This is a genomic window from Bacteroides rodentium JCM 16496, assembly GCF_000614125.1.
Classification (GTDB): domain Bacteria; phylum Bacteroidota; class Bacteroidia; order Bacteroidales; family Bacteroidaceae; genus Bacteroides; species Bacteroides rodentium.
The window spans coordinates 42,489-63,077 of record NZ_BAKJ01000019.1 but is presented as its reverse complement, the minus strand read 5'-3'; the positions used below and the strand labels follow the sequence as shown (position 1 = coordinate 63,077).

Sequence of the window (20,589 nt, the reverse complement as noted above, 5' to 3'; positions counted from 1 at the left end):
TTGCAATCAGTAACCCGTAGTTTATAATCGTACTATAAATCCGTAATTCATCATTAATACCATGAAATTAGATGCAAAATCAACCATTGAGGCAGGTAAGGCCATCCTTGGTATAGAACTCGGTTCCACACGAATCAAGGCGGTTTTGATTGACCAGGAAAACAAACCCATCGCCCAGGGAAGCCACACTTGGGAGAATCAGTTAGTCGACGGGCTGTGGACATATAGCGTCGAAGCTGTCTGGCATGGGTTGCAGGATTGCTACGCAGACCTTCGCACCAATGTAAAGAGCCTCTACGATATAGAGATAGAAACCCTGGCAGCCATTGGTGTCAGTGCCATGATGCACGGCTATATGGCATTCAATGAAAAAGAAGAAATCCTTGTGCCCTTCCGTACCTGGAGAAATACGAATACCGGCCAGGCTGCCGCAGCCCTATCCGAACTATTTGTCTACAACATCCCTCTGCGTTGGAGCATTTCCCACCTCTACCAAGCCATCCTGGATAATGAAGAGCACGTCCCATCCATCAATTACCTGACCACCCTTGCCGGTTTTGTCCACTGGCAAATAACCGGCCAAAAGGTACTGGGCATAGGCGATGCCTCCGGTATGCTCCCCATCAACCCCACCACCAAAAACTATTCTTCTGAAATGGTGGATAAGTTCGACAAACTTATTGCTCCGAAAGGATACGACTGGAAGCTTCGAGATATTCTTCCGAAGGTATTGTCCGCCGGTGAAAACGCAGGTTTCCTTACTCCCGAAGGAGCCAGCCGCCTTGACGTATCGGGACATCTGAAACCAGGAATTCCCGTCTGTCCGCCCGAAGGTGACGCCGGAACCGGCATGGTTGCCACCAACGCCGTAAAGCAGCGCACTGGAAACGTATCGGCAGGCACCTCTTCTTTCTCAATGATTGTATTGGAGAAAGAATTGTCCAAGCCCTACGAAATGATTGACATGGTAACCACCCCCGACGGGAGCCTCGTAGCCATGGTACATTGCAACAACTGCACTTCCGACCTCAATGCCTGGATCAATATTTTCAAAGAATACCAGGAACTGATGGGCATCCCCGCAGATATGGACGAAATCTACGGAAAGCTCTATAACCACGCCCTGACAGGCAATGCAGACTGCGGAGGCCTCATCTCTTACAACTACATATCAGGCGAGCCTATAACGGGACTGGCAGAAGGACGCCCGCTGTTTGTACGTTCGGCAAACGACAAGTTCAACCTTGCCAACTTCATGCGCGCCCATCTGTATGCTTCAGTGGGAGTTCTCAAAATCGGCAACGACATCCTTTTCAATGAAGAGAAAATCAGAGTAGACAGAATCACCGGTCACGGAGGACTTTTCAAAACCAAAGGAGTAGGCCAGAGAATACTGGCAGCTGCCATCAATTCCCCCATTTCCGTTATGGAAACAGCCGGCGAAGGCGGTGCCTGGGGTATTGCCCTCCTCGCTTCCTACCTTGCAAACAACCGGAAAGGAGAATCTCTTGCAGAATTTCTGGACGAATCTGTGTTTGCAGGCGATGCAGGCATCGAAGTATCGCCGACAGCTGAGGACGTAGCCGGATTCAATACATACATCGAGAACTACAAAGGCTGTCTGCCCATCGAAGAAGCAGCCGTAAAATGGAAGAAGTAGGCACTTAGGAAAGGGAAACTATAGGATTCTTTCTCTTCCATCTACCTGTTTTGTCAGCAGACCACTATAGTGAGCCGAATTGTTCACGAGGGTGAGCCGAGCCGTTCACATGGGTGAACAAAGCAGCTTACTACAGTGAGCCGCCGACAGGCATTCGCCTTTCGCAGCATAAACATGTAGAGTGAACACTTCATACATAGATAGTCCGCACTTCGCATGTGCTTGTTTTCTTAAAACAATCTCTTTATTATCATCTTTTAAAAACATTATCCAATATGAAAAACAAACTTTTCATCAGCAGTATCTTCCTGGCAGCCACGCTTTCCGCATCGGCACAGAAGAGTACAACCATTACTCTGAAATCAGACCAGAGCGAACAAATCATTCCCAAAGAAATCTACGGCCAATTTGCAGAGCATTTGGGAACTTGTATCTATGGCGGACTTTGGGTAGGTGAGAACTCCGATATTCCCAACATCAACGGTTATCGCACCGACGTGTTCAATGCACTGAAGGAGCTCCGCGTACCCGTCCTTCGCTGGCCGGGAGGCTGCTTTGCCGATGAATACCACTGGATGGACGGTATCGGCCCTAAAGAAAACCGCCCCAAAATGGTGAACAACAACTGGGGAGGCACTATCGAAGACAACAGTTTCGGAACCCATGAGTTCCTCAATCTCTGCGAAATGCTGGGTTGCGAGCCCTATATCAGCGGAAACGTAGGCAGCGGTACCGTAGAAGAACTTGCCAAATGGGTGGAATACATGACCTCCGAAGGAGACTCCCCCATGGCACGCCTGCGCCGACAGAACGGTCGCGACAAAGCCTGGAAAGTGAAATACCTCGGCGTGGGTAACGAAAGCTGGGGTTGCGGTGGAAGCATGCGCCCCGAATATTATGCCGACCTCTACCGCCGCTATTCCACCTACTGCCGCAACTACGACGGCAACAACCTGTTCAAGATAGCCAGCGGTGCCAGCGACTACGACTATAACTGGACCAAAGTGCTGATGGACCGCGTGGGCAGCCGCATGCAAGGCCTGTCCCTCCACTACTATACCGTCAGCGGATGGAACGGCAGTAAAGGCGCCGCCACCCAATTCAGTAAAGACGACTATTACTGGACACTGGGCAAATGCCGCGAAATAGAAGACGTGCTCAAAAAGCACTGCGCCATCATGGACGAATACGACCCCCAAAAGAACGTGGCGCTGATGCTTGACGAATGGGGAACCTGGTGGGACACTGAGCCGGGTACCAATCCCGGACATCTGTACCAGCAGAATACATTGCGTGATGCTTTTGTCGCCTCCCTCAGCTTCGACATCTTCCATAAATATACCGACCGTCTGAAAATGGCGAACATTGCCCAAATCGTCAATGTATTGCAATCCATGATTCTGACCAGCGGAAAAAACATGGTACTCACCCCCACTTATTATGTATTCAAAATGTACAATGTACACCAGGATGCCACCTACATTCCTCTTGAGCTGAACTGCGACATGATGGATGTACGCGACAACCGCAAAATACCAATGGTCAGCGCTACTGCCTCCAAAGACCAAAATGGCAAGATACACATTTCCATGTCCAACGTAGATGCAGACAATGCACAGGAAGTGACCATCAATCTGTCTGGAACGAAAGCCAAGAAAGCAGTTGGCGAAATATTGACTTCCACCAATCTGACGGACTACAATTCATTTGAAAATCCCGACAATGTGAAACCCGTTCCGTTCAAAGAGGTAAAAGTCAATAAAGATATTCTCAAGATTAAACTTCCGGCCAAATCAATCGTTACTATTGAGTTACAGTAAAACTACCGTGCACCGCACAAAATCAGCTAAATACGTTTAGTATCATTTTAGCAGCAAAAAGGCAGTAATACTGATAAAAAAGACACTCTTCGAGTGTTGTGAATTACGCATAAAGAGTTATCTTTGCCCTTGGAAAACCTACAAGGACCAAATAACCTATTGATAATATTCAAAATTAATTAGATTCAATATGAACGACAACAAACTTATGAACCGTGCAGCGGATAATATCCGTATCCTTGCTGCATCCATGGTTGAGAAAGCCAACTCCGGACACCCGGGCGGTGCCATGGGTGGTGCCGACTTTGTAAATGTACTCTTCTCAGAGTTCCTGGTATATGATCCTGAAAATCCGGCTTGGGAAGGTCGCGACCGCTTTTTCCTCGACCCGGGACACATGTCACCGATGCTTTACTCCACATTGGCCCTGACCGGCAAGTTCACGCTGGACGAACTGAAAGAGTTCCGTCAATGGGGAAGCCCTACTCCGGGACATCCCGAACGTGACATCATGCGCGGCATCGAAAACACTTCCGGACCGCTCGGCCAGGGACACACATTTGCAGTCGGTGCGGCCATCGCAGCCAAGTTCATGAAGGCACGTTTCGAAGAAGTAATGCCACAGACCATCTACGCTTATATTTCCGACGGTGGCATCCAGGAAGAAATCTCCCAAGGCTCAGGCCGTATTGCCGGAGCATTAGGGTTGGATAATCTCATCATGTTCTATGATGCCAACGACATCCAGCTTTCTACCGAAACAAAGGATGTAACCATCGAAGACACCGGCAAGAAATACGAAGCTTGGGGCTGGAAAGTCATTAAAATCAATGGCAACGATCCCGATGCCATCCGCGGTGCACTGAACGAAGCCAAAGCTGAGAAAGAGCGTCCGACGCTGATTATCGGTCATACCGTAATGGGTAAAGGTGCCCGCAAGGCAGACGGCAGCAGCTACGAGGCTGATTGTGCCACGCACGGTGCTCCTCTGGGCGGCGACGCTTATGTAAACACTATCAAGAATTTGGGTGGTGACCCGACAAATCCGTTTGTCATCTTCCCCGAAGTGGCCGAACTATATGCCAAGCGTGCAGCTGAGCTGAAGAAAATCATGGCTGAAAAGTATGCAGCCAAGGCCGCATGGGCAAAAGCCAATCCGGAAAAGGCCGCCAAACTGGAAATGTTCTTCTCCGGCAAGGCTCCCGAAGTGAATTGGGCCGCCATCGAACAGAAAGCAGGCGTTGCCACCCGCGCAGCATCCGCTACCGTACTCGGTGCTCTCGCCACTCAAGTAGAAAATATGATTGTTGCTTCCGCCGACCTTTCCAATTCCGACAAGACAGACGGATTCCTCAAGAAAACACATGCTTTCAAGAAAGGTGACTTCAGCGGTGCATTCTTCCAGGCCGGTGTTGCCGAGCTGACTATGGCTTGCTGCTGTATCGGTATGGCACTGCATGGCGGTGTAATCCCCGCTTGCGGAACATTCTTCGTATTCTCCGACTACATGAAACCTGCCGTACGTATGGCAGCCCTGATGGAGGTTCCCGTGAAGTTCATCTGGACACACGATGCCTTCCGTGTAGGTGAAGACGGTCCTACCCACGAACCGGTAGAGCAAGAAGCCCAAATCCGCCTGATGGAAAAGCTGAAAAACCACAAGGGGCACAATTCCATGTTGGTACTCCGACCGGCAGATGCAGAAGAAACGACTGTGGCATGGAAGCTGGCAATGGAAAATACCACAACTCCGACCGGTTTGATTTTCTCCCGCCAGAACATCGCCAACCTGCCCGAAGGCAACGATTACGAACAAGCTGCCAAAGGCGCTTATATCGTAGCCGGCTCCGATGAAAATCCGAATGTAATCCTCGTTGCTTCAGGCTCGGAAGTTGCCACATTGGTAGCCGGTACTGAATTGCTGCGCAAGGATGGCATCAAGGTGCGTATCGTGTCCGTTCCTTCCGAAGGTCTGTTCCGCAGCCAGGCTCCGGGATATCAAGAAGGCATTATCCCGTGTGGCGCCAAGGTATTCGGCCTGACAGCCGGTCTGCCCGTCACACTGCAAGGGCTGGTAGGTCCCCGCGGTAAAGTATGGGGATTGGAATCGTTCGGATTCTCGGCACCTTATAAGGTGCTGGACGAAAAGCTCGGTTTCACCGCTGAGAACGTTTACAAGCAAGTAAAAGCAATGTTATAATCATTATCCGATGTGCTGATGTGCTGATTGCCCGCGCCCTACAAGCTGCAGGCATCAGCACATTGGCACATTGGTATATCAACTGACCATCATGAAAACAATAGGAATCTGTTCCGACCATGCAGGCTTCGAATTGAAGGAATATGTCCGCGGCTGGTTGGAAGCCAAAGGCTGGGCTTACAAGGACTTCGGGACCTACTCAACCGAGAGTTGCGACTATCCCGACTTTGCACATCCGTTGGCACTGGCCGTTGAAGCCGGAGAGTGCTATCCGGGAATTGCCATCTGCGGAAGCGGTGAAGGCATCAGCATAACGCTGAACAAGCATCAAGGTATCCGCGCAGCCCTCTGCTGGACAGCAGAAATAGCCCATTTGGCACGCCAGCACAACGATGCCAATGTACTCGTCATGCCAGGGCGATTCATCAGTACCGAAGAAGCAGACATGATTATGAGGGAATTCTTCAGTACCCCATTCGAAGGCGGACGTCACCAACGAAGAGTGGACAAGATACCGGTACACCCTGCCTGATGGCAAGTGGAACATCCTACTATCGAGAGATTCTCGCTTTGAACTTCAGTATAGAATCATACAGCACGATTATGACCATCATGCCGTATGATTCTATCTTCATTTATAATAATATCTCCATTCCCATCAAATATTCCACCTTTTCAATCAAAAACTCCTCCTGCCTATCAGCCGGTATTCCGTACTTTTGTAGCCGACATCCAATAATCTAAAAAAACAGAAGAAACACATGAAAAAAGTATCCGGAATTCTTTTCCTGCTTCTATCGGCAACTTTGGCCATCGCCCACCCGATAGACTTTGACAAAGCCTTCAAAGAAAGCGCCCAAATTGAAAAGCAAATCAAAAAGACTTCATTCCCTGAACGTACGTACTTCATCACCGATTTCGGTGCAAAAACCGATACACCGGACGAACCCTGCCATGAAGCCATCAACCGGGCTATCGTGATCTGCAGCCTGAATGGCGGTGGAACAGTCATCGTACCTAAGGGAACTTTCCATACCGGTCCCATCACTTTAAAAAGTAATGTAAACTTCCATCTGGAAGAAGGTGCCGAACTCAAATTCTCGACCACTCAAAGCCTTTACTTTCCAGGTGTCATTACCCGTTGGGAAGGACTGGACTGCTACAATGCACATCCGCTGATTTATGCCTATGGCGAAACAAATATCGCCATCACCGGAAAGGGTACCATCGACGGACAAGGCTCCAAAAACGCCTGGTGGCCCATGTGCGGAGTTTCCCGCTATGGATGGAAAGAAGGGATGACTGCACAGAGTACTGGTGGGCGCGAACGCCTGTTGATGTACGGTGAAACCTCTACTCCCATCTACAAACGTGTAATGACTCCCGAAGACGGTCTACGCCCGCAACTCATCAACCTCTATTCCTGCAATACCGTCCTGATTGAGAATGTCACACTATTGAACTCCCCCTTCTGGGTCATCCATCCGCTATTCTGCGAAAATCTGATTGTACGAGGTGTAAAAGTGTTCAATCGTGGTCCCAACGGTGACGGATGCGACCCTGAATCCTGCAAAAACGTATTGATTGAGAACTGCACTTTTGATACGGGTGACGACTGTATTGCCATCAAGTCCGGACGTAACGCCGACGGCCGAAAATGGAATATCCCCAGTGAAAACATCATCGTACGCAACTGTCTCATGAAGAACGGACATGGGGGTGTAGTCATCGGCAGTGAAATTTCCGGAGGCTATCGCAACCTATACGTTGAAAACTGCCGTATGGACAGTCCGGACTTGGACCGTGTCATCCGCATAAAGACCAGTACCTGCCGTGGCGGCATCATAGAAAATGTATTTGTTCGCAACGTTACCGTAGGCCAATGTCGTGAAGCGGTACTCCGCATCAACTTGCAATACGAAAACCGCGAAAAGTGCGACCGCAATTTCCCTCCTGTCGTACGCAACGTCCACCTGAAAAACGTGACCTGCGAAAAGAGTAAGCTCGGCATACTTGTCATCGGACTGGATGATGACGAGCATGTATCCAATATCAGCGTAGAAGACAGCCGCTTCAATAATGTCGAAAAAGACGGAAATGACATAAAAGGTGCGAAAGACGTTACGTTCCGTAACCTTTATATAAACGGCAAACTTGTAAAGCAGTAGAATCACATTCTTTATGATATCCGCCCGAAGTTCTGACATTCTGATAGAATCGTGAGAAACTTCGGGCTTTTTATTTGCCCCTTTTTCTTATTTTTCACAGTGAAGATGCCCATTATCTTCAAATAAAAACTATCTTTGTGGTTCGATAACCCGGATATTTTTTAGATATGGAACGACTGAATACCATAAAAGAGCTTATCAACCAGGGAAATGTAGGGCAAGCCATCCAGCAGCTTGACGAAATACTGCAAACAGACTTTCCCGGCAAAGACGAAGCTTACTACCTGCGGGGAAATGCCTATCGGAAACAAGGCAACTGGCAACAAGCACTGAACAACTATCAGTATGCCATCGACCTGAACCCCGAAAGCCCGGCACAACATGCCTATCAAATGGCTATGGACATCCTGAACTTCTACAACAAGGATATGTACAATCAATAAATAAAGAACGTAAATTATGGCAAAAATCAAAGGAGCAATCGTAGTAGACACCGAACGTTGCAAAGGCTGCAACTTGTGTGTGGTAGCGTGTCCGCTCAACGTAATAGCCCTCACCAAGGAGGTGAATGTGAAAGGGTATAACTATGCCCACCAGATATTGGAAGATACCTGCAACGGATGCGCCTCGTGCGCCACAGTATGTCCGGACGGATGTATCTCAGTATATAAAATAAAAGTAGAATAAATCTGTAAATCAGTAGAATATGGCAGAAGAAGTTGTATTAATGAAAGGAAACGAAGCCATCGCCCACGCAGCCATCCGTTGTGGTGCCGACGGTTACTTCGGATATCCCATTACTCCGCAATCGGAGGTATTGGAAACTCTTGCCGAACTGAAACCCTGGGAAACGACCGGCATGGTGGTGCTCCAGGCAGAAAGTGAAGTGGCAGCTATCAATATGGTGTACGGCGGTGCCGGAAGTGGTAAAATGGTCATGACCTCCTCCTCCAGCCCCGGTGTCAGCCTGAAGCAGGAAGGCATCTCTTATCTGGCAGGTGCCGAGCTGCCTTGCTTGATTGTCAACGTGATGCGCGGCGGTCCCGGTCTGGGAACTATCCAACCGAGCCAAGCCGACTATTTCCAGACAGTAAAAGGAGGCGGCCACGGCGACTATCGCTTGATTGCCCTTGCTCCGGCTTCCGTACAGGAAATGGCAGATTTCGTAGGACTGGCATTCGAACTTGCCTTCAAATACCGCAATCCGGCAATCATCCTTGCCGACGGTGTCATCGGCCAGATGATGGAAAAAGTGGTGCTCCCTGCACAAAAGCCACGGCGCACCGATGCGGAAGTCATCGAACAATGCCCATGGGCCACTACCGGCAGAACCAACGGACGCAAACCCAACATCATCACCTCACTGGAACTGAAACCGGAGGAAATGGAAAAGAACAACCTCCGCTTCCAAGCCAAATACAAACAGATTGAAGAAAACGAAGTTCGTTTCGAGGAAATCAATTGTGAAGATGCCGATTACCTGATTATCGCCTTCGGTTCTATGGCCCGCATCGGACAGAAAGCAATGGAACTGGCACGCGAAGAAGGTATTAAAGTCGGCATATTGCGCCCCATTACCCTTTGGCCTTTCCCCACAAAAGCCATCGCATCTTATGCTGAGAAAGTAAAAGGCATGCTGGTTACTGAACTGAATGCGGGACAGATGATTGAAGACGTACGCCTCGCCGTGAACGGTAAAGTAAAAGTAGAACACTTCGGACGTCTCGGTGGTATCGTACCCGACCCAGATGAAATAATAAGCGCACTGAAAGAAAAAATAATTTGATGTACGATTTGACGATGTACGATTTACGATTCAGATTACTCTTTTGTAAATCGAAACATTCTTCAATCGTAAATCGTAAATAATTAAATCGCAAATAAAACGATGAATCCTGATAAAATAAGAAACGTACTGAACATTCTCTTCATGGTACTTGCCCTGGCAGCTATCATTATATATTTTGCTGCAAAAGATGATTTCAAGCTGTTCATCTACGTCTGCGGCGCGGCGATATTTGTCAAGCTAATGGAGTTTTTCATACGGTTCACCAACAGATAAGGAGAAGTGATTATGACAAAAGAAGATATTATAAAGCCCGAGAACCTGGTTGCCAAGAAACCGACTCTGATGAACGACAATCCCATGCACTACTGCCCGGGATGCAGCCACGGCGTAGTCCATAAACTCGTAGCCGAAGTTATCGAAGAAATGGGACTGGAAGACAAAGCAATAGGCATCTCCCCCGTGGGATGTGCCGTGTTCATCTACAACTATATAGACATCGACTGGCAGGAAGCCGCCCACGGACGCGCACCCGCACTTGCCACTGCCATCAAGCGCCTTTGGCCGGACCGCCTGGTGTTCACCTACCAAGGTGACGGCGACTTGGCCTGCATCGGTACTGCCGAAACCATCCACGCCCTCAACCGCGGCGAAAACATCACCATCATCTTCATCAACAATGCCATTTACGGCATGACGGGCGGACAGATGGCACCCACCACCCTTGTAGCATGAAAACCGCCACCTGCCCCTACGGTCGCGACGTGCACCTGCACGGCTATCCGCTGAAGATGGCGGATATTGCCGCACAACTGGAAGGCACCGCTTACGTGACACGCCAAAGCGTGGAAAGCGTCCCCGCCATCCGCAAGGCAAAGAAGGCCATCCGCAAGGCGTTCGAAAACTCCATGGCAGGCAAAGGTTCCAACCTGGTGGAAATCGTCTCCACTTGCAACTCCGGTTGGAAGATGTCGCCCGAAAAGTCAAACCAATGGATGAAGGAGAACATGTTCCCGTTCTATCCGCTGGGCGACTTGAAGGACAGATAATGTGCATCATTACAGTTGCACACATTCATTAACCATTAGCACATTAAATCAATGAAAGAAGAAATCATTATAGCAGGCTTCGGCGGACAAGGCGTATTGTCCATGGGAAAGATTCTTGCCTACTCCGGACTGATGGAAGGCAAAGAGGTAACTTGGATGCCGGCTTACGGACCGGAACAGCGCGGTGGCACGGCTAACGTGACAGTCATCGTGAGTGACGAGAAAATATCCTCACCCATCTTGAGCAAGTACGATGCCGCCATCATCCTGAACCAGCCGTCACTGGAGAAATTCGAAAGCAAGGTAAAACCCGGAGGCGTACTTATCTACGACGGTTACGGCATCATCAACCCGCCGACACGCAAGGACATCCACGTCTATCGCATCAACGCCATGGATGCCGCCAATGAAATGAACAACGCCAAGGCATTCAACATGATTGTATTGGGTGGATTATTGAAAATCAAGCCGATGGTTACACTGGACAGTGTACTCAGAGGATTGAAGAAGACACTGCCCGAACGCCACCACCACTTGATACCGATGAACGAAGAAGCTATCAAGAAAGGAATGGAACTTATTCAGGAAATGAAATGAAAGGCTATGTAAAGCCACTTCCCATAATGAGGAGGAACTTTACGCCAGAATAAGAGATAAAGGAAAACGGATAAGCCCTTGTGATATTGATTTATTGCAAGGGCTTATTTCATTTCAAGCCGGAAAAAGCATGGATTCAAGGGCAGAGAACCGGAAGCAGTATAGAACAAAATAGAAAACAAGACAGTTTAAAAGAAGCAAAAAAGGCTGAATTCAGTAAGCAAATAATTTTTTATTGTATCTTTGCGCCTAATTATGAGACGAATTGTACTGACATATATATTTCTGTCCGTTATAGGGATATGGGGGGCGATGGCGCAGAACACCTTGAACCCGATGAACAATCGCGACCGGTTCGGTAACCAGATTGACCCGAATACCCAGCCGGACAATCTGGAAGACAGTACCAATACTGAAATTCAAAGTCTTCCGCCCAAGCTTTACATGTGGAAACTAAGTGAGACACTGGGCAACCGTACCATCATACCTGCCGACACAGCCAGCCTCAACTTCCAGAGCACCAACCTGGTGGAAGGAATGTTCGGCCACTACAACTACTTGGGAAATTTAGGTTCTCCACGTCTCTCACGTCTGTTCTTCGAACGGGAGGAAAGCGAACCTACCATCTTCATGGCTCCCTTCTCCAGTTTTTTCACACGTCCCGACCAGGTGCTTTTCACCAACAGCAACGTGCCTTACACCAATCTTACCTACTACAAGGCCGGCAACAAAGTGAACGGTGAAGAACGCTTCAAGTCCTACTTCTCCGTCAACGTCAACAAGCAGTTGGCATTTGGCTTTAACATCGACTATCTGTACGGACGCGGTTACTACCAGAACCAGTCCACCTCGCATTTCAATGCAGGAGTGTTTGGCAGCTATATTGGCGAGAAATATCAGGTACAAGCAGTCTACAACAACTTTTTCCTGAAGATGAACGAAAACGGCGGAATTGCCGACGACCAATACATCACCCGCCCCGAAAACATGTCCGGCGGAAAGAAAGAGTATGAATCGACCACCATCCCGGTGAAACTGGAACAGACTTCCAACCGTAACAAGGATTTTTATATCTATCTGACACAGCGCTATCGTCTTGGTTTTACGCGGAGAGTACGGAACACACAAGAAGGCAAACCGACGGTATCCGCACCCAAAGTCTCATCCTCCCCGTCCTCTGAAGCCGAAATATCCGCTTCGAACAATGACATAGCATTGCCAAACGACAGCATAGCATCAAAATCGGTCAGCACACTTGCAGCCGCCAACGACAGCCTGCCGCCAGCCCCTGCCGCCGTCAACGACTCACTTTTCGAAGAGGAGTTCGTACCCGTCACCAGCTTTATCCATACACTGAAAGTAGAGCGGTCGCGGCACCAATTCCGTTCGGGAAGGGAACCTGAAGGATTCTTCCCCGACGAACCCAAGCTGTATAATGGGTTCAGCAACGACTCCACCACGGCATTCAGCGTGAAGAACGTGTTCGGCATAGCCTTGCTGGAAGGTTTCAACAAATACGCCAAAGCCGGACTTACGGCCTATATCTCGCACAAGTTCAGCCGGTACGACCTGATGAACACGGACACGCTTACCGACATGCGCCGCATCCGCTACACCGAGCAGGAAATCTTCCTGGGTGGCGAACTCGCCAAGCGCGAAGGCAAACTGCTGCACTACAACGTAAACGGTGAAGTGGGGTTGGTAGACAAAGCCATCGGGCAGTTCCGTGTCAACGCCAATCTGGACCTGAACTTCCGTCTATGGAAAGATACGGTGAACTTCTACGCCCGCGGTTATGTGAGCAACACGCTTCCTTCCTTCTATATGCGTCATTATCACTCCAACCACTACAACTGGGACAATGACAACATGGACAAGGAATTCCGTACGCGTGTGGAAGGCGAGCTGAACATCGCCCATTGGGGAACCAACCTCCGTGCCGGGGTAGAGAACATCAAGAACTACACTTACTTCAACCAAAGCGCCCTGCCCGAACAGAACGGAGGCAACATACAAGTGCTGTCTGCCACGCTGAAACAAGACTTCCGCCTTGGTGTCTTCCACCTGGACAACGAGGTGACCTGGCAGAAGACGAGCAATGAAACAGTACTTCCATTGCCCCAACTCTCGCTCTACCACAACTTCTACATACTGACCAAGCTGGCCAAAAAGGTGCTGACCGTCCAGTTGGGTGCCGATGTCCGTTACTTCACCAAGTACAACGCACCGGCATACGCCCCCGGCATCCAGCAGTTCCATCTGCAACCTACGGACGACCAGGTGGAAATAGGCGGCTATCCCATCGTAAACGTATATGCCAACCTGCACTTGAAGCGGACACGTATCTTTGCCATGATGTATCACGTCAACGCGGGTATGGGAAGCGCCAATTCCTTCCTGGTGCCGCACTACCCCATCAATCCGCGCTTGTTCAAAATTGGCGTCTCATGGAATTTCTATGACTAACAGATGACTGTATGACGAAAAGCAGACTGCTCAAATACGCACTTCTGGGAATTGCAGCGGCTCTCATAGCCCACTATCTCATCAAGAAAGAAGAGAAACCGAAAGGTCATCCGCGCGATTATGCCGAGATAGCCGCCGAAGGCATCATACATGCTTCGACGGAATACAACTCCATCAGCTTCTATGTGGACGATGACACCTTGTCCGGTTTCCACTACGAGCTGATAGAAGCTTTTGCACACGACCACGGACTGCAAGCGGCCATATCACCGGAAATGAGCTTCAACAAGCGGCTGGAAGGCCTGGCCGACGGGCAATATGACGTGATTGCCTACGGCATCCTCGCCACCAGCGAGCTGAAAGACTCCTTGCTGCTTACCACCCCTATTGTGCTGAACAAGCAAGTGCTGGTGCAACGCAAGCTCGAGAATATTTCCGACTCGTCATTATTCATCAAAAGCCAACTGGACCTGGCCGGAAAGACACTGCACGTAGTGAAAGGCTCCCCTTCCATACTACGCATCCGCAACCTGGGAAATGAGATAGGCGACACCATCTACGTTGAGGAGATAGAGAAGTACGGTTCCGAACAACTGATTGCCTTGGTAGCCCACGGAGACATCGACTATGCCGTATGCGACGAAAGCATTGCCCGTACCGCAGCCGACAGTATTCCTCAAATAGACATCAATACCGCCATCAGCTTCACGCAATTCTATTCCTGGGGGGTAAGCAAACAGTCCCCTATCCTGCTGGACAGCCTCAACACATGGCTGGATAGTTTCAAAAAGGGAAAGGAATACAAGAAAATCTACAAACGATACTACGGGAAACGAAACTAAGCTGCACTTTTCCATACACGCAGCATATCCCTGCTTTTACAACCAGTTATTAATCAACATCTTATTACTGCAAAGTCCTGCATACATTTTGCAGTGCCACTGCAAAGCCGTTGCAGTGGCGCTGCAACAGTTATGCAGTACAACTGTAACGGTTGTGCAGTGATACTGCAACACGTTTGCAGTGGTACTGCAAAACACATGCAGCGAGAATGCAAACAAGATGCAGTCATCAAATACCCATATCAATATTACGGCATGCCCGAAGTAAAGAATTAGAGTCCTTCCACCTCCCTTAGCCACATCTCCGACGAAGCATCGCTCGGCATTCTCCAATCGCCGCGCGGACTCAGAGAGATACTGCCCACCTTCGGACCATCCGGCAAGCAGGAACGCTTGAACTGCTGGTTGAAGAAACGGCGGCAGAAAGTCTGCAACCATTTTTTGATGGTTTCTTCATCATACATCCCCTTGAATGTGCGTGCTGCCAGGAAGAATATCTTGGAAGGACGGAAACCGCAGCGCAGGAAGTAATAAAGGAAGAAGTCGTGAAGCTCATACGGACCCACCAAGTCCTCGGTAATCTGCCGGATATTACCGTTCTCATCTGCCGGAATCAGTTCCGGACTGATGGGAGTATCCACAATATCGAGCAAGGTAGCACGTGAAGCATCGTCTATGTCGTGCTCCGCCACCCATTTCACCAAGTGCTTCACCAGAGTCTTGGGGACACTGGCATTCACACCGTACATCGACATGTGGTCACCGTTGTAAGTGGCCCATCCTAAAGCCAGCTCCGAAAGGTCGCCCGTACCGACAACCATTCCCCACGTCTGATTGGCAATATCCATCAGGATTTGGGTGCGCTCCCGTGCCTGCGCATTCTCGTAAACCACGTCGTGCACATGGACATCATGGTCGATGTCCTTGAAATGCTGTATGCAGGCCTCCTTGATACTGACTTCGCGGACAGTTACACCAAGGGAGTTCATCAGGTCGATGGCATTCGTGTAAGTACGGTCGGTCGTTCCGAATCCCGGCATGGTGACACCGACAATGCTGGCGGGACCATCCCAACTTATCAAAAGTCTTTACGCAAACCAGCAGCGCCAGCGTAGAGTCCAGTCCGCCCGAAATGCCGATAACGGCACTCTTCGCTTTAGTATGCACCAGACGTTGCGCCAGTCCGGACACCTGGATGGAGAATACCTCCTCACAGCGTTCGTCCAGCGCTATCCCCTGCGGAACAAATGGATGCGGTTCAAAAATACGTGTCAGGTTCAAATCCCTGCTGCCAGCATACTCCGTAGAGATTCGTACCGGAAGGTCCGAGACACAATTTGCATGGCAAGCCGCGAAGGTCGTATTCACCCGGCGCTCCGTACGCAAGTGCTCCACATCAATTTCACTGATGACCACCTGCCCTTCAAAGGAGAAACGTTCGTTTGCCGCCAGCAGAGTCCCGTTCTCATAAATCAGTCCGTTGCCGGCAAACACCACATCCGTAGTGGATTCTCCAAAACCGCATGAACTGAACACATAGCCCGCAATGCACCGTGCCGACTGCTGGCTGATAAGCGAGCGCAGATAATTGTGCTTGCCGATACCTTCATTGTCGGCCGAAAGATTGAACAAGATTTCCGCACCTTGCAGTGCCAGCGTGGAACTGGGCGGTATGGGGGCCCACAAATCCTCGCATATCTCCACTCCGAAAGTGGTATCCGCCGTTTCGAACAGCAGGTCTCTCCCCATCGGAATAATCTGCCCGCAAAGGCGCACACTGTTTTCCGCCACATCACATGCGGAAGTAAACCAGCGCTTCTCATAAAACTCCTTATAATTGGGAAGATAAGTCTTCGGGACAACGCCCAGCACTCGCCCCTTCTGAATGACAACCGCCGCATTCAGCAACACACCGTTCAGTGCAACGGGCATGCCCAATATCGAGATGATATCCATCTGGCGCGTATTGTTCAGAATCTGTATCAGCCCATTTCCGCCTCTTCAAGCAGAAGTTGCTGGGCAAAGAGGTCGCCACAAGTATATCCGGTAATGCACAACTCCGGAAAAGCGATGATTTGCACACCTTTCCCGTCGGCTATAATAATCTCTTTTTCAATCTCTGAGGCATTGAACTTACAGTCAGCCACCTTGACACGGGGCACAGCCGCCGCTACTTTTACATATCCGTAATTCATAAGGATGCTATATTATTTATTCGATGCAAAGATAGTGCAAACCAAATACAGAACTTTCATGCTTGCACAAAAAAGTTCTGTTAAGATGCAGCCTATCTTCACTTTGTGACAGAAATACGGCAATTTACCCGCAAGAACAAGAAGCACACAAACATTTTTAATGATTGCAGCTAAAAATATTCCGGAAATCTTTTGGAGAATTATAGGAACTTGTTACCTTTGCAAAAGAATTAAAAATGTAATAATTACAAGTTTGAATATCTGATGATATGGATGTAGTAAAACGGTTGCAGAATCATAACATTAAGCCTTCAGTGCAGCGCATAGCCATTATGAACTACCTGATGGAGCATCGTACGCATCCCACGGTGGATGAAATATATACGGCATTGTCTCCCTCTATACCGACACTGTCCAAGACAACGGTATACAACACCTTGAAACTACTGAGTGAGCAAGGTGCCGCACAGACCCTGACTATCGACGAGCGTAATACATGTTATGACGCCGATACCAGTCCGCACGGCCATTTCTTGTGCAAACGTTGCGGAAAGATTTATGACTTGATGTGCAACAACAACATCAAGAAAGTGGTAGACATGGATATGGGCGGACACGATGTGCAGGAAATCCACTACTATTATAAAGGAATCTGTAAACATTGCATAGAAGAAGAACGTTTAAGAACAACAAAGAATAACTAATTCAACTAATTAAAATCTGAGAGAAAATGAAAAAATTTAGATGTACAGTATGCGGTTACGTATACGAAGGTGATGCAGCTCCCGAAAAATGCCCGTTGTGTAAAGCTCCCGCAAGCAAGTTCGTAGAAGTTGAAGAAGCAACAGCTGACGGTCCGTTGGTATTTGCCGACGAACATGTTATCGGCGTAGCCAAAGGTTGCGACGACGAAATGATTAAGGACCTGAACAACCACTTCATGGGCGAATGTACAGAAGTTGGTATGTACTTGGCAATGAGCCGCCAGGCCGACCGTGAAGGCTATCCCGAAGTTGCAGAAGCTTTCAAGCGTTACGCTTGGGAAGAAGCAGAACACGCTGCTAAATTCGCTGAATTGCTGGGTGACTGCGTATGGGACACCAAGACTAACCTCGAAAAGAGAATGAACGCTGAATCTGGTGCTTGCGAAGACAAGAAGCGTATCGCCACTCGCGCTAAGGCTTTGAACCTCGACGCTATCCATGATACCGTTCACGAAATGGCTAAGGACGAGGCTCGTCACGGTAAAGGTTTCGAAGGTCTGTACAACCGCTATTTCAAGAAATAATCCGATACTTTTAGAGTAATGTGATGAAAAGGGACTGCTAATTTTAGTAAGTCCCTTTTTTTATTCTGACTTTTTTCACTTATCAATGTCACGTTTGTATTTCCCATTCGTCTTATCTGTGTAAATGGAACTCAAAGAATTCAAAATAACCGTTCTTCCCCTCCGTGCCAAGTTGCTGAACTACGCACGGAAGTTGACCGACGAACCGGAGGATGCAGAAGATGCCGTCCAGGAGGTGCTGCTCAGGCTATGGAACAAAAGGCTTGAACTGGAGCAATACCGGAGCATCGAAGCATTTGCCATGACGTTGACGCACAACATCTGTATAGATATGTGGCGCTGCAAACGCAACGACAACCTATCTCTCGACATTGTGCAGGCGGCATCCCCCACCGGAACACCGGAACGGCTGTTGGAAATCAAAGATGAAATCCGTCTGATGCACGAAATCATCCACTCGTTGCCCAATCTTCAACGCACCATCATGCAGATGAAGGACATCGAAGGATACGAAACGGACGAAATCGCCGAAATCACGGGATGCGGACCGGAAGCCATCCGCAGCAATCTGTCAAGAGCCCGGAAGAAAGTGAGAGACGTTTACCTGCGAACCATACAAGAAAGAAAAGAAAGGAGAAATGAGCCATGAAGATAGATGAACTGCTGGACAAATATTTCGAAGGGGAAACCTCCTGCGAAGAAGAACGCCGGTTGCGCCGTTTCTTTACCGAAGAGGAAGTGCCGGAGCACCTGCAAACGTACCGCCCCCTATTCGCTTATCTGAACCGGGAAGCAACCTCAATGACGGAACCGACAGAGGAAACAACCGTAACAACAGAATCGGCAAAGGAAGTGCCCGCACAGCGGAAGCCTTCCCGTCTCTATCGCACATTCTATGCTGTCAGCGGCATTGCCGCCGGATTGCTCCTGCTGCTCGGGGTAGCCAAGATTATATTTCCGCTTTCCGGTGTTCCCGAAAATTATGTCGTCATCGACGGCCAGCGGTATACAGACGAGAAACTGGTGGAAGCCAAAGCACTGGAAGCCCTGCAGAATGCCAGCTTCACGGATGAAGATTTAAGCAACTTACTGTTTCAACACTAATATAACAAGGTTATGAAAACATCTATACTGATTTGTATACGTAGTCTGTGCCTCTTTTCCCTGCTGATTTGCCTGCCAGCCTTTGTACATGCACAAGAGGGACTGCAAATAGCCGACCTGTTCAACAAGTATGGCGAACAAAAGGACGTGACCAGGGTAGAACTGAACGGAAGCATCCTGAAATCTTACCGCATGACTACCTACAAGAGCCTTGTGTTCAAGAATGTATCCCCCTATCGCCAGGAAATTCAGCAGGCCATTGTACACGACAAGCAAGACAACGCAAAGAAGGCGCAGGAAGTAATGGAAAGCGGTGTGCTGCGCAGCGCTTATTACCAACTGAAAGAGGTGGAACGCAATGGAAAGAAGCTGAACCGCTACATCATTTTCAAGATAGGAAAAGACTCCGTGGGCACTTTGATTTACATAGAGGGCCTGCTCAGTGAAAAGGAAATGATGGATATGCTTTACAAATCGGAATAACACTAAAAACAATATACGATATGAAAACCAGAATTATGATTTTGGCCTGCCTGCTTGCTATTCCGGCCGGCCGCATGGCAGCACAACAACAGACTGACCCTGAACAGAAAGCTACTGTACAGACACAAGGAGACTCCATCATCATCCTGAAAGGAAAAGGAGACATGCGCATCAAGGTGTACGAAGAGCAGCTGGAAGACGGCGAGAAAAAAGAAGTGCAAATTTATGAAGGAGTCTATCTCGAGAAGGTGGATGCAGACAAGCGTACTTTCCTCGATGCCCTGCCATTCATCCCCAAAAAGAGAAGGTACAATGCTTACGAACCGCATTGTTCCGGTCTATTCATCGGCTACAGCCGGCTGGCTAACGACTTCCTCTCCTTCGGAGCAAGCGACAAGATGGGACTCGACTTATCCAAGTCATGGGAATTCGGCTTCAACATCCTCTCCGTATATCACAACTTCAAGAAGAATCCGCATTGGGGAATCAACCTGGGAGTCAGCTGGGGATACCGTTCTTTCAATATCGACGGTAACTATGCTTTACTAAAGGAAAATGGAACCAGTATTTTCACCGCAGGAAATGAAGAGACCAGCTACAGCAAAAGCCGTCTGCGCCATTTCTTCTTTCGCGTACCCGTATTGATGGAATGGCAACAAAGAGTAGGAAGGCACAAAGTGTTCTTCAATGCCGGTCCCGAATTTGAGATACGCCACGGTGTGAAGTCATTCTCACACATCAATGGAGGCAAGAAGAAGACCGTAGGCAAAGGTATGTATGCACAGCCCGTCGGCATAAATCTGCTGGCACAAGCCGGTTATGGCAATATCGGCATTTACCTGCGCTATTCCACATACGGATTATTCCAAAAAGACAAGGGACCGGAAGTATCTCCCTATTCATTTGGCGTGGCATGGTATCTGTAACCCCT

At 49.0% G+C, this 20,589-nt stretch carries 18 protein-coding genes and 2 pseudogenes; 19 read left to right on the top strand and 1 reads right to left on the bottom strand.

All coding sequences use genetic code 11. The annotated features are described in order from the left end of the window. The first annotated feature begins 61 nt into the window (after positions 1-61). The 13 genes and pseudogenes from JCM16496_RS10465 (at position 62) to JCM16496_RS10405 (ending at position 14,588) form a co-directional block, all read left to right on the top strand. Entirely contained in the window at positions 62-1,660 is a 1,599-nt protein-coding gene (locus JCM16496_RS10465; protein WP_025834144.1) for a xylulokinase, read from the top strand. Between the two features lie 275 nt (positions 1,661-1,935). Beyond that, complete coding sequence (locus tag JCM16496_RS10460) at positions 1,936-3,480, top strand: alpha-N-arabinofuranosidase (protein ID WP_025834142.1); 1,545 nt, start codon at positions 1,936-1,938, stop codon at positions 3,478-3,480. Between the two features lie 190 nt (positions 3,481-3,670). Further along, entirely contained in the window at positions 3,671-5,680 is a 2,010-nt protein-coding gene (locus JCM16496_RS10455) for a transketolase family protein (protein ID WP_025834141.1), read from the top strand. A 91-nt stretch (positions 5,681-5,771) separates the two neighbouring features. Further along, positions 5,772-6,212, top strand: coding sequence for a ribose 5-phosphate isomerase B (gene rpiB, locus JCM16496_RS10450; RefSeq protein ID WP_025834140.1), 441 nt, complete (start codon positions 5,772-5,774; stop codon positions 6,210-6,212). A gap of 229 nt (positions 6,213-6,441) precedes the next feature. Beyond that, entirely contained in the window at positions 6,442-7,848 is a 1,407-nt protein-coding gene (locus JCM16496_RS10445; RefSeq protein ID WP_025834138.1) for a glycoside hydrolase family 28 protein, read from the top strand. A 167-nt stretch (positions 7,849-8,015) separates the two neighbouring features. Further along, complete coding sequence (locus JCM16496_RS10440; RefSeq protein WP_025834136.1) at positions 8,016-8,291, top strand: tetratricopeptide repeat protein; 276 nt, start codon at positions 8,016-8,018, stop codon at positions 8,289-8,291. 16 nt (positions 8,292-8,307) lie between these two features. Beyond that, positions 8,308-8,535: a 4Fe-4S dicluster domain-containing protein gene (locus JCM16496_RS10435; RefSeq protein ID WP_005826600.1), complete on the top strand. Its 228-nt coding sequence runs from the start codon at positions 8,308-8,310 to the stop codon at positions 8,533-8,535. A gap of 19 nt (positions 8,536-8,554) precedes the next feature. Continuing rightward, a complete protein-coding gene (locus JCM16496_RS10430) occupies positions 8,555-9,634 on the top strand; it encodes a 3-methyl-2-oxobutanoate dehydrogenase subunit VorB (protein WP_025834133.1) in 1,080 nt (359 codons plus the stop codon). Between the two features lie 102 nt (positions 9,635-9,736). Beyond that, entirely contained in the window at positions 9,737-9,910 is a 174-nt protein-coding gene (locus tag JCM16496_RS21760; protein ID WP_005826603.1) for a hypothetical protein, read from the top strand. Positions 9,911-9,922: 12 nt separating this feature from the next. Next, a pseudogene (locus JCM16496_RS10420) lies at positions 9,923-10,683 on the top strand (thiamine pyrophosphate-dependent enzyme). 51 nt (positions 10,684-10,734) lie between these two features. Continuing rightward, on the top strand, positions 10,735-11,280 hold the full coding sequence (locus JCM16496_RS10415; RefSeq protein ID WP_005826606.1) for a 2-oxoacid:ferredoxin oxidoreductase subunit gamma family protein: 546 nt from the start codon (positions 10,735-10,737) through the stop codon (positions 11,278-11,280). A 255-nt stretch (positions 11,281-11,535) separates the two neighbouring features. Further along, on the top strand, positions 11,536-13,746 hold the full coding sequence (locus JCM16496_RS10410) for a putative porin (protein ID WP_025834129.1): 2,211 nt from the start codon (positions 11,536-11,538) through the stop codon (positions 13,744-13,746). 11 nt (positions 13,747-13,757) lie between these two features. Then, positions 13,758-14,588 carry a transporter substrate-binding domain-containing protein gene (locus JCM16496_RS10405; RefSeq protein ID WP_025834127.1) on the top strand — a complete coding sequence of 277 codons (831 nt, stop codon included), beginning with the start codon at positions 13,758-13,760 and terminating at the stop codon, positions 14,586-14,588. Between the two features lie 272 nt (positions 14,589-14,860). Here the strand turns inward: JCM16496_RS10405 and JCM16496_RS10395 are convergent. Next, positions 14,861-16,783 (bottom strand): annotated as a pseudogene (locus JCM16496_RS10395) (NAD(+) synthase). 269 nt (positions 16,784-17,052) lie between these two features. Here JCM16496_RS10395 and JCM16496_RS10390 point away from each other — a divergent pair. The 6 genes from JCM16496_RS10390 (at position 17,053) to JCM16496_RS10365 (ending at position 20,584) form a co-directional block, all read left to right on the top strand. Further along, the gene (locus JCM16496_RS10390; RefSeq protein ID WP_025834123.1) at positions 17,053-17,487 is read left to right on the top strand and encodes a Fur family transcriptional regulator; all 435 of its coding nucleotides are present in this window, start codon (positions 17,053-17,055) and stop codon (positions 17,485-17,487) included. Between the two features lie 26 nt (positions 17,488-17,513). Continuing rightward, positions 17,514-18,071 carry an NADH peroxidase gene (locus JCM16496_RS10385; protein WP_005836026.1) on the top strand — a complete coding sequence of 186 codons (558 nt, stop codon included), beginning with the start codon at positions 17,514-17,516 and terminating at the stop codon, positions 18,069-18,071. A 124-nt stretch (positions 18,072-18,195) separates the two neighbouring features. Next, positions 18,196-18,720, top strand: a complete 525-nt coding sequence (locus JCM16496_RS10380) for a GFO_1088 family ECF-type sigma factor (protein WP_025834121.1) — start codon at positions 18,196-18,198, stop codon at positions 18,718-18,720. Next, positions 18,717-19,175 carry a PG0215 family putative anti-sigma factor gene (locus tag JCM16496_RS10375; protein WP_025834118.1) on the top strand — a complete coding sequence of 153 codons (459 nt, stop codon included), beginning with the start codon at positions 18,717-18,719 and terminating at the stop codon, positions 19,173-19,175. The genes JCM16496_RS10380 and JCM16496_RS10375 overlap by 4 nt, the downstream gene beginning before the upstream one ends. Positions 19,176-19,187: 12 nt before the next feature. Next, the gene (locus tag JCM16496_RS10370) at positions 19,188-19,658 is read left to right on the top strand and encodes a DUF6108 family protein (protein ID WP_128809538.1); all 471 of its coding nucleotides are present in this window, start codon (positions 19,188-19,190) and stop codon (positions 19,656-19,658) included. 20 nt (positions 19,659-19,678) lie between these two features. Then, positions 19,679-20,584: a cytochrome c-type biogenesis protein gene (locus tag JCM16496_RS10365; protein WP_025834114.1), complete on the top strand. Its 906-nt coding sequence runs from the start codon at positions 19,679-19,681 to the stop codon at positions 20,582-20,584. Positions 20,585-20,589 lie beyond the last annotated feature (5 nt).

Bases quoted from the DNA above. Each gene is read 5' to 3' on its own strand.
- JCM16496_RS10465 (WP_025834144.1), top strand. From the start codon at position 62: ATGAAATTAGATGCAAAATCAACCATTGAGGCAGGTAAGGCCATCCTT.
- JCM16496_RS10460 (WP_025834142.1), top strand. From the start codon at position 1,936: ATGAAAAACAAACTTTTCATCAGCAGTATCTTCCTGGCAGCCACGCTT.
- JCM16496_RS10455 (WP_025834141.1), top strand. From the start codon at position 3,671: ATGAACGACAACAAACTTATGAACCGTGCAGCGGATAATATCCGTATC.
- rpiB (WP_025834140.1), top strand. From the start codon at position 5,772: ATGAAAACAATAGGAATCTGTTCCGACCATGCAGGCTTCGAATTGAAG.
- JCM16496_RS10445 (WP_025834138.1), top strand. From the start codon at position 6,442: ATGAAAAAAGTATCCGGAATTCTTTTCCTGCTTCTATCGGCAACTTTG.
- JCM16496_RS10440 (WP_025834136.1), top strand. From the start codon at position 8,016: ATGGAACGACTGAATACCATAAAAGAGCTTATCAACCAGGGAAATGTA.
- JCM16496_RS10435 (WP_005826600.1), top strand. From the start codon at position 8,308: ATGGCAAAAATCAAAGGAGCAATCGTAGTAGACACCGAACGTTGCAAA.
- JCM16496_RS10430 (WP_025834133.1), top strand. From the start codon at position 8,555: ATGGCAGAAGAAGTTGTATTAATGAAAGGAAACGAAGCCATCGCCCAC.
- JCM16496_RS21760 (WP_005826603.1), top strand. From the start codon at position 9,737: ATGAATCCTGATAAAATAAGAAACGTACTGAACATTCTCTTCATGGTA.
- JCM16496_RS10415 (WP_005826606.1), top strand. From the start codon at position 10,735: ATGAAAGAAGAAATCATTATAGCAGGCTTCGGCGGACAAGGCGTATTG.
- JCM16496_RS10410 (WP_025834129.1), top strand. From the start codon at position 11,536: ATGAGACGAATTGTACTGACATATATATTTCTGTCCGTTATAGGGATA.
- JCM16496_RS10405 (WP_025834127.1), top strand. From the start codon at position 13,758: ATGACGAAAAGCAGACTGCTCAAATACGCACTTCTGGGAATTGCAGCG.
- JCM16496_RS10390 (WP_025834123.1), top strand. From the start codon at position 17,053: ATGGATGTAGTAAAACGGTTGCAGAATCATAACATTAAGCCTTCAGTG.
- JCM16496_RS10385 (WP_005836026.1), top strand. From the start codon at position 17,514: ATGAAAAAATTTAGATGTACAGTATGCGGTTACGTATACGAAGGTGAT.
- JCM16496_RS10380 (WP_025834121.1), top strand. From the start codon at position 18,196: ATGGAACTCAAAGAATTCAAAATAACCGTTCTTCCCCTCCGTGCCAAG.
- JCM16496_RS10375 (WP_025834118.1), top strand. From the start codon at position 18,717: ATGAAGATAGATGAACTGCTGGACAAATATTTCGAAGGGGAAACCTCC.
- JCM16496_RS10370 (WP_128809538.1), top strand. From the start codon at position 19,188: ATGAAAACATCTATACTGATTTGTATACGTAGTCTGTGCCTCTTTTCC.
- JCM16496_RS10365 (WP_025834114.1), top strand. From the start codon at position 19,679: ATGAAAACCAGAATTATGATTTTGGCCTGCCTGCTTGCTATTCCGGCC.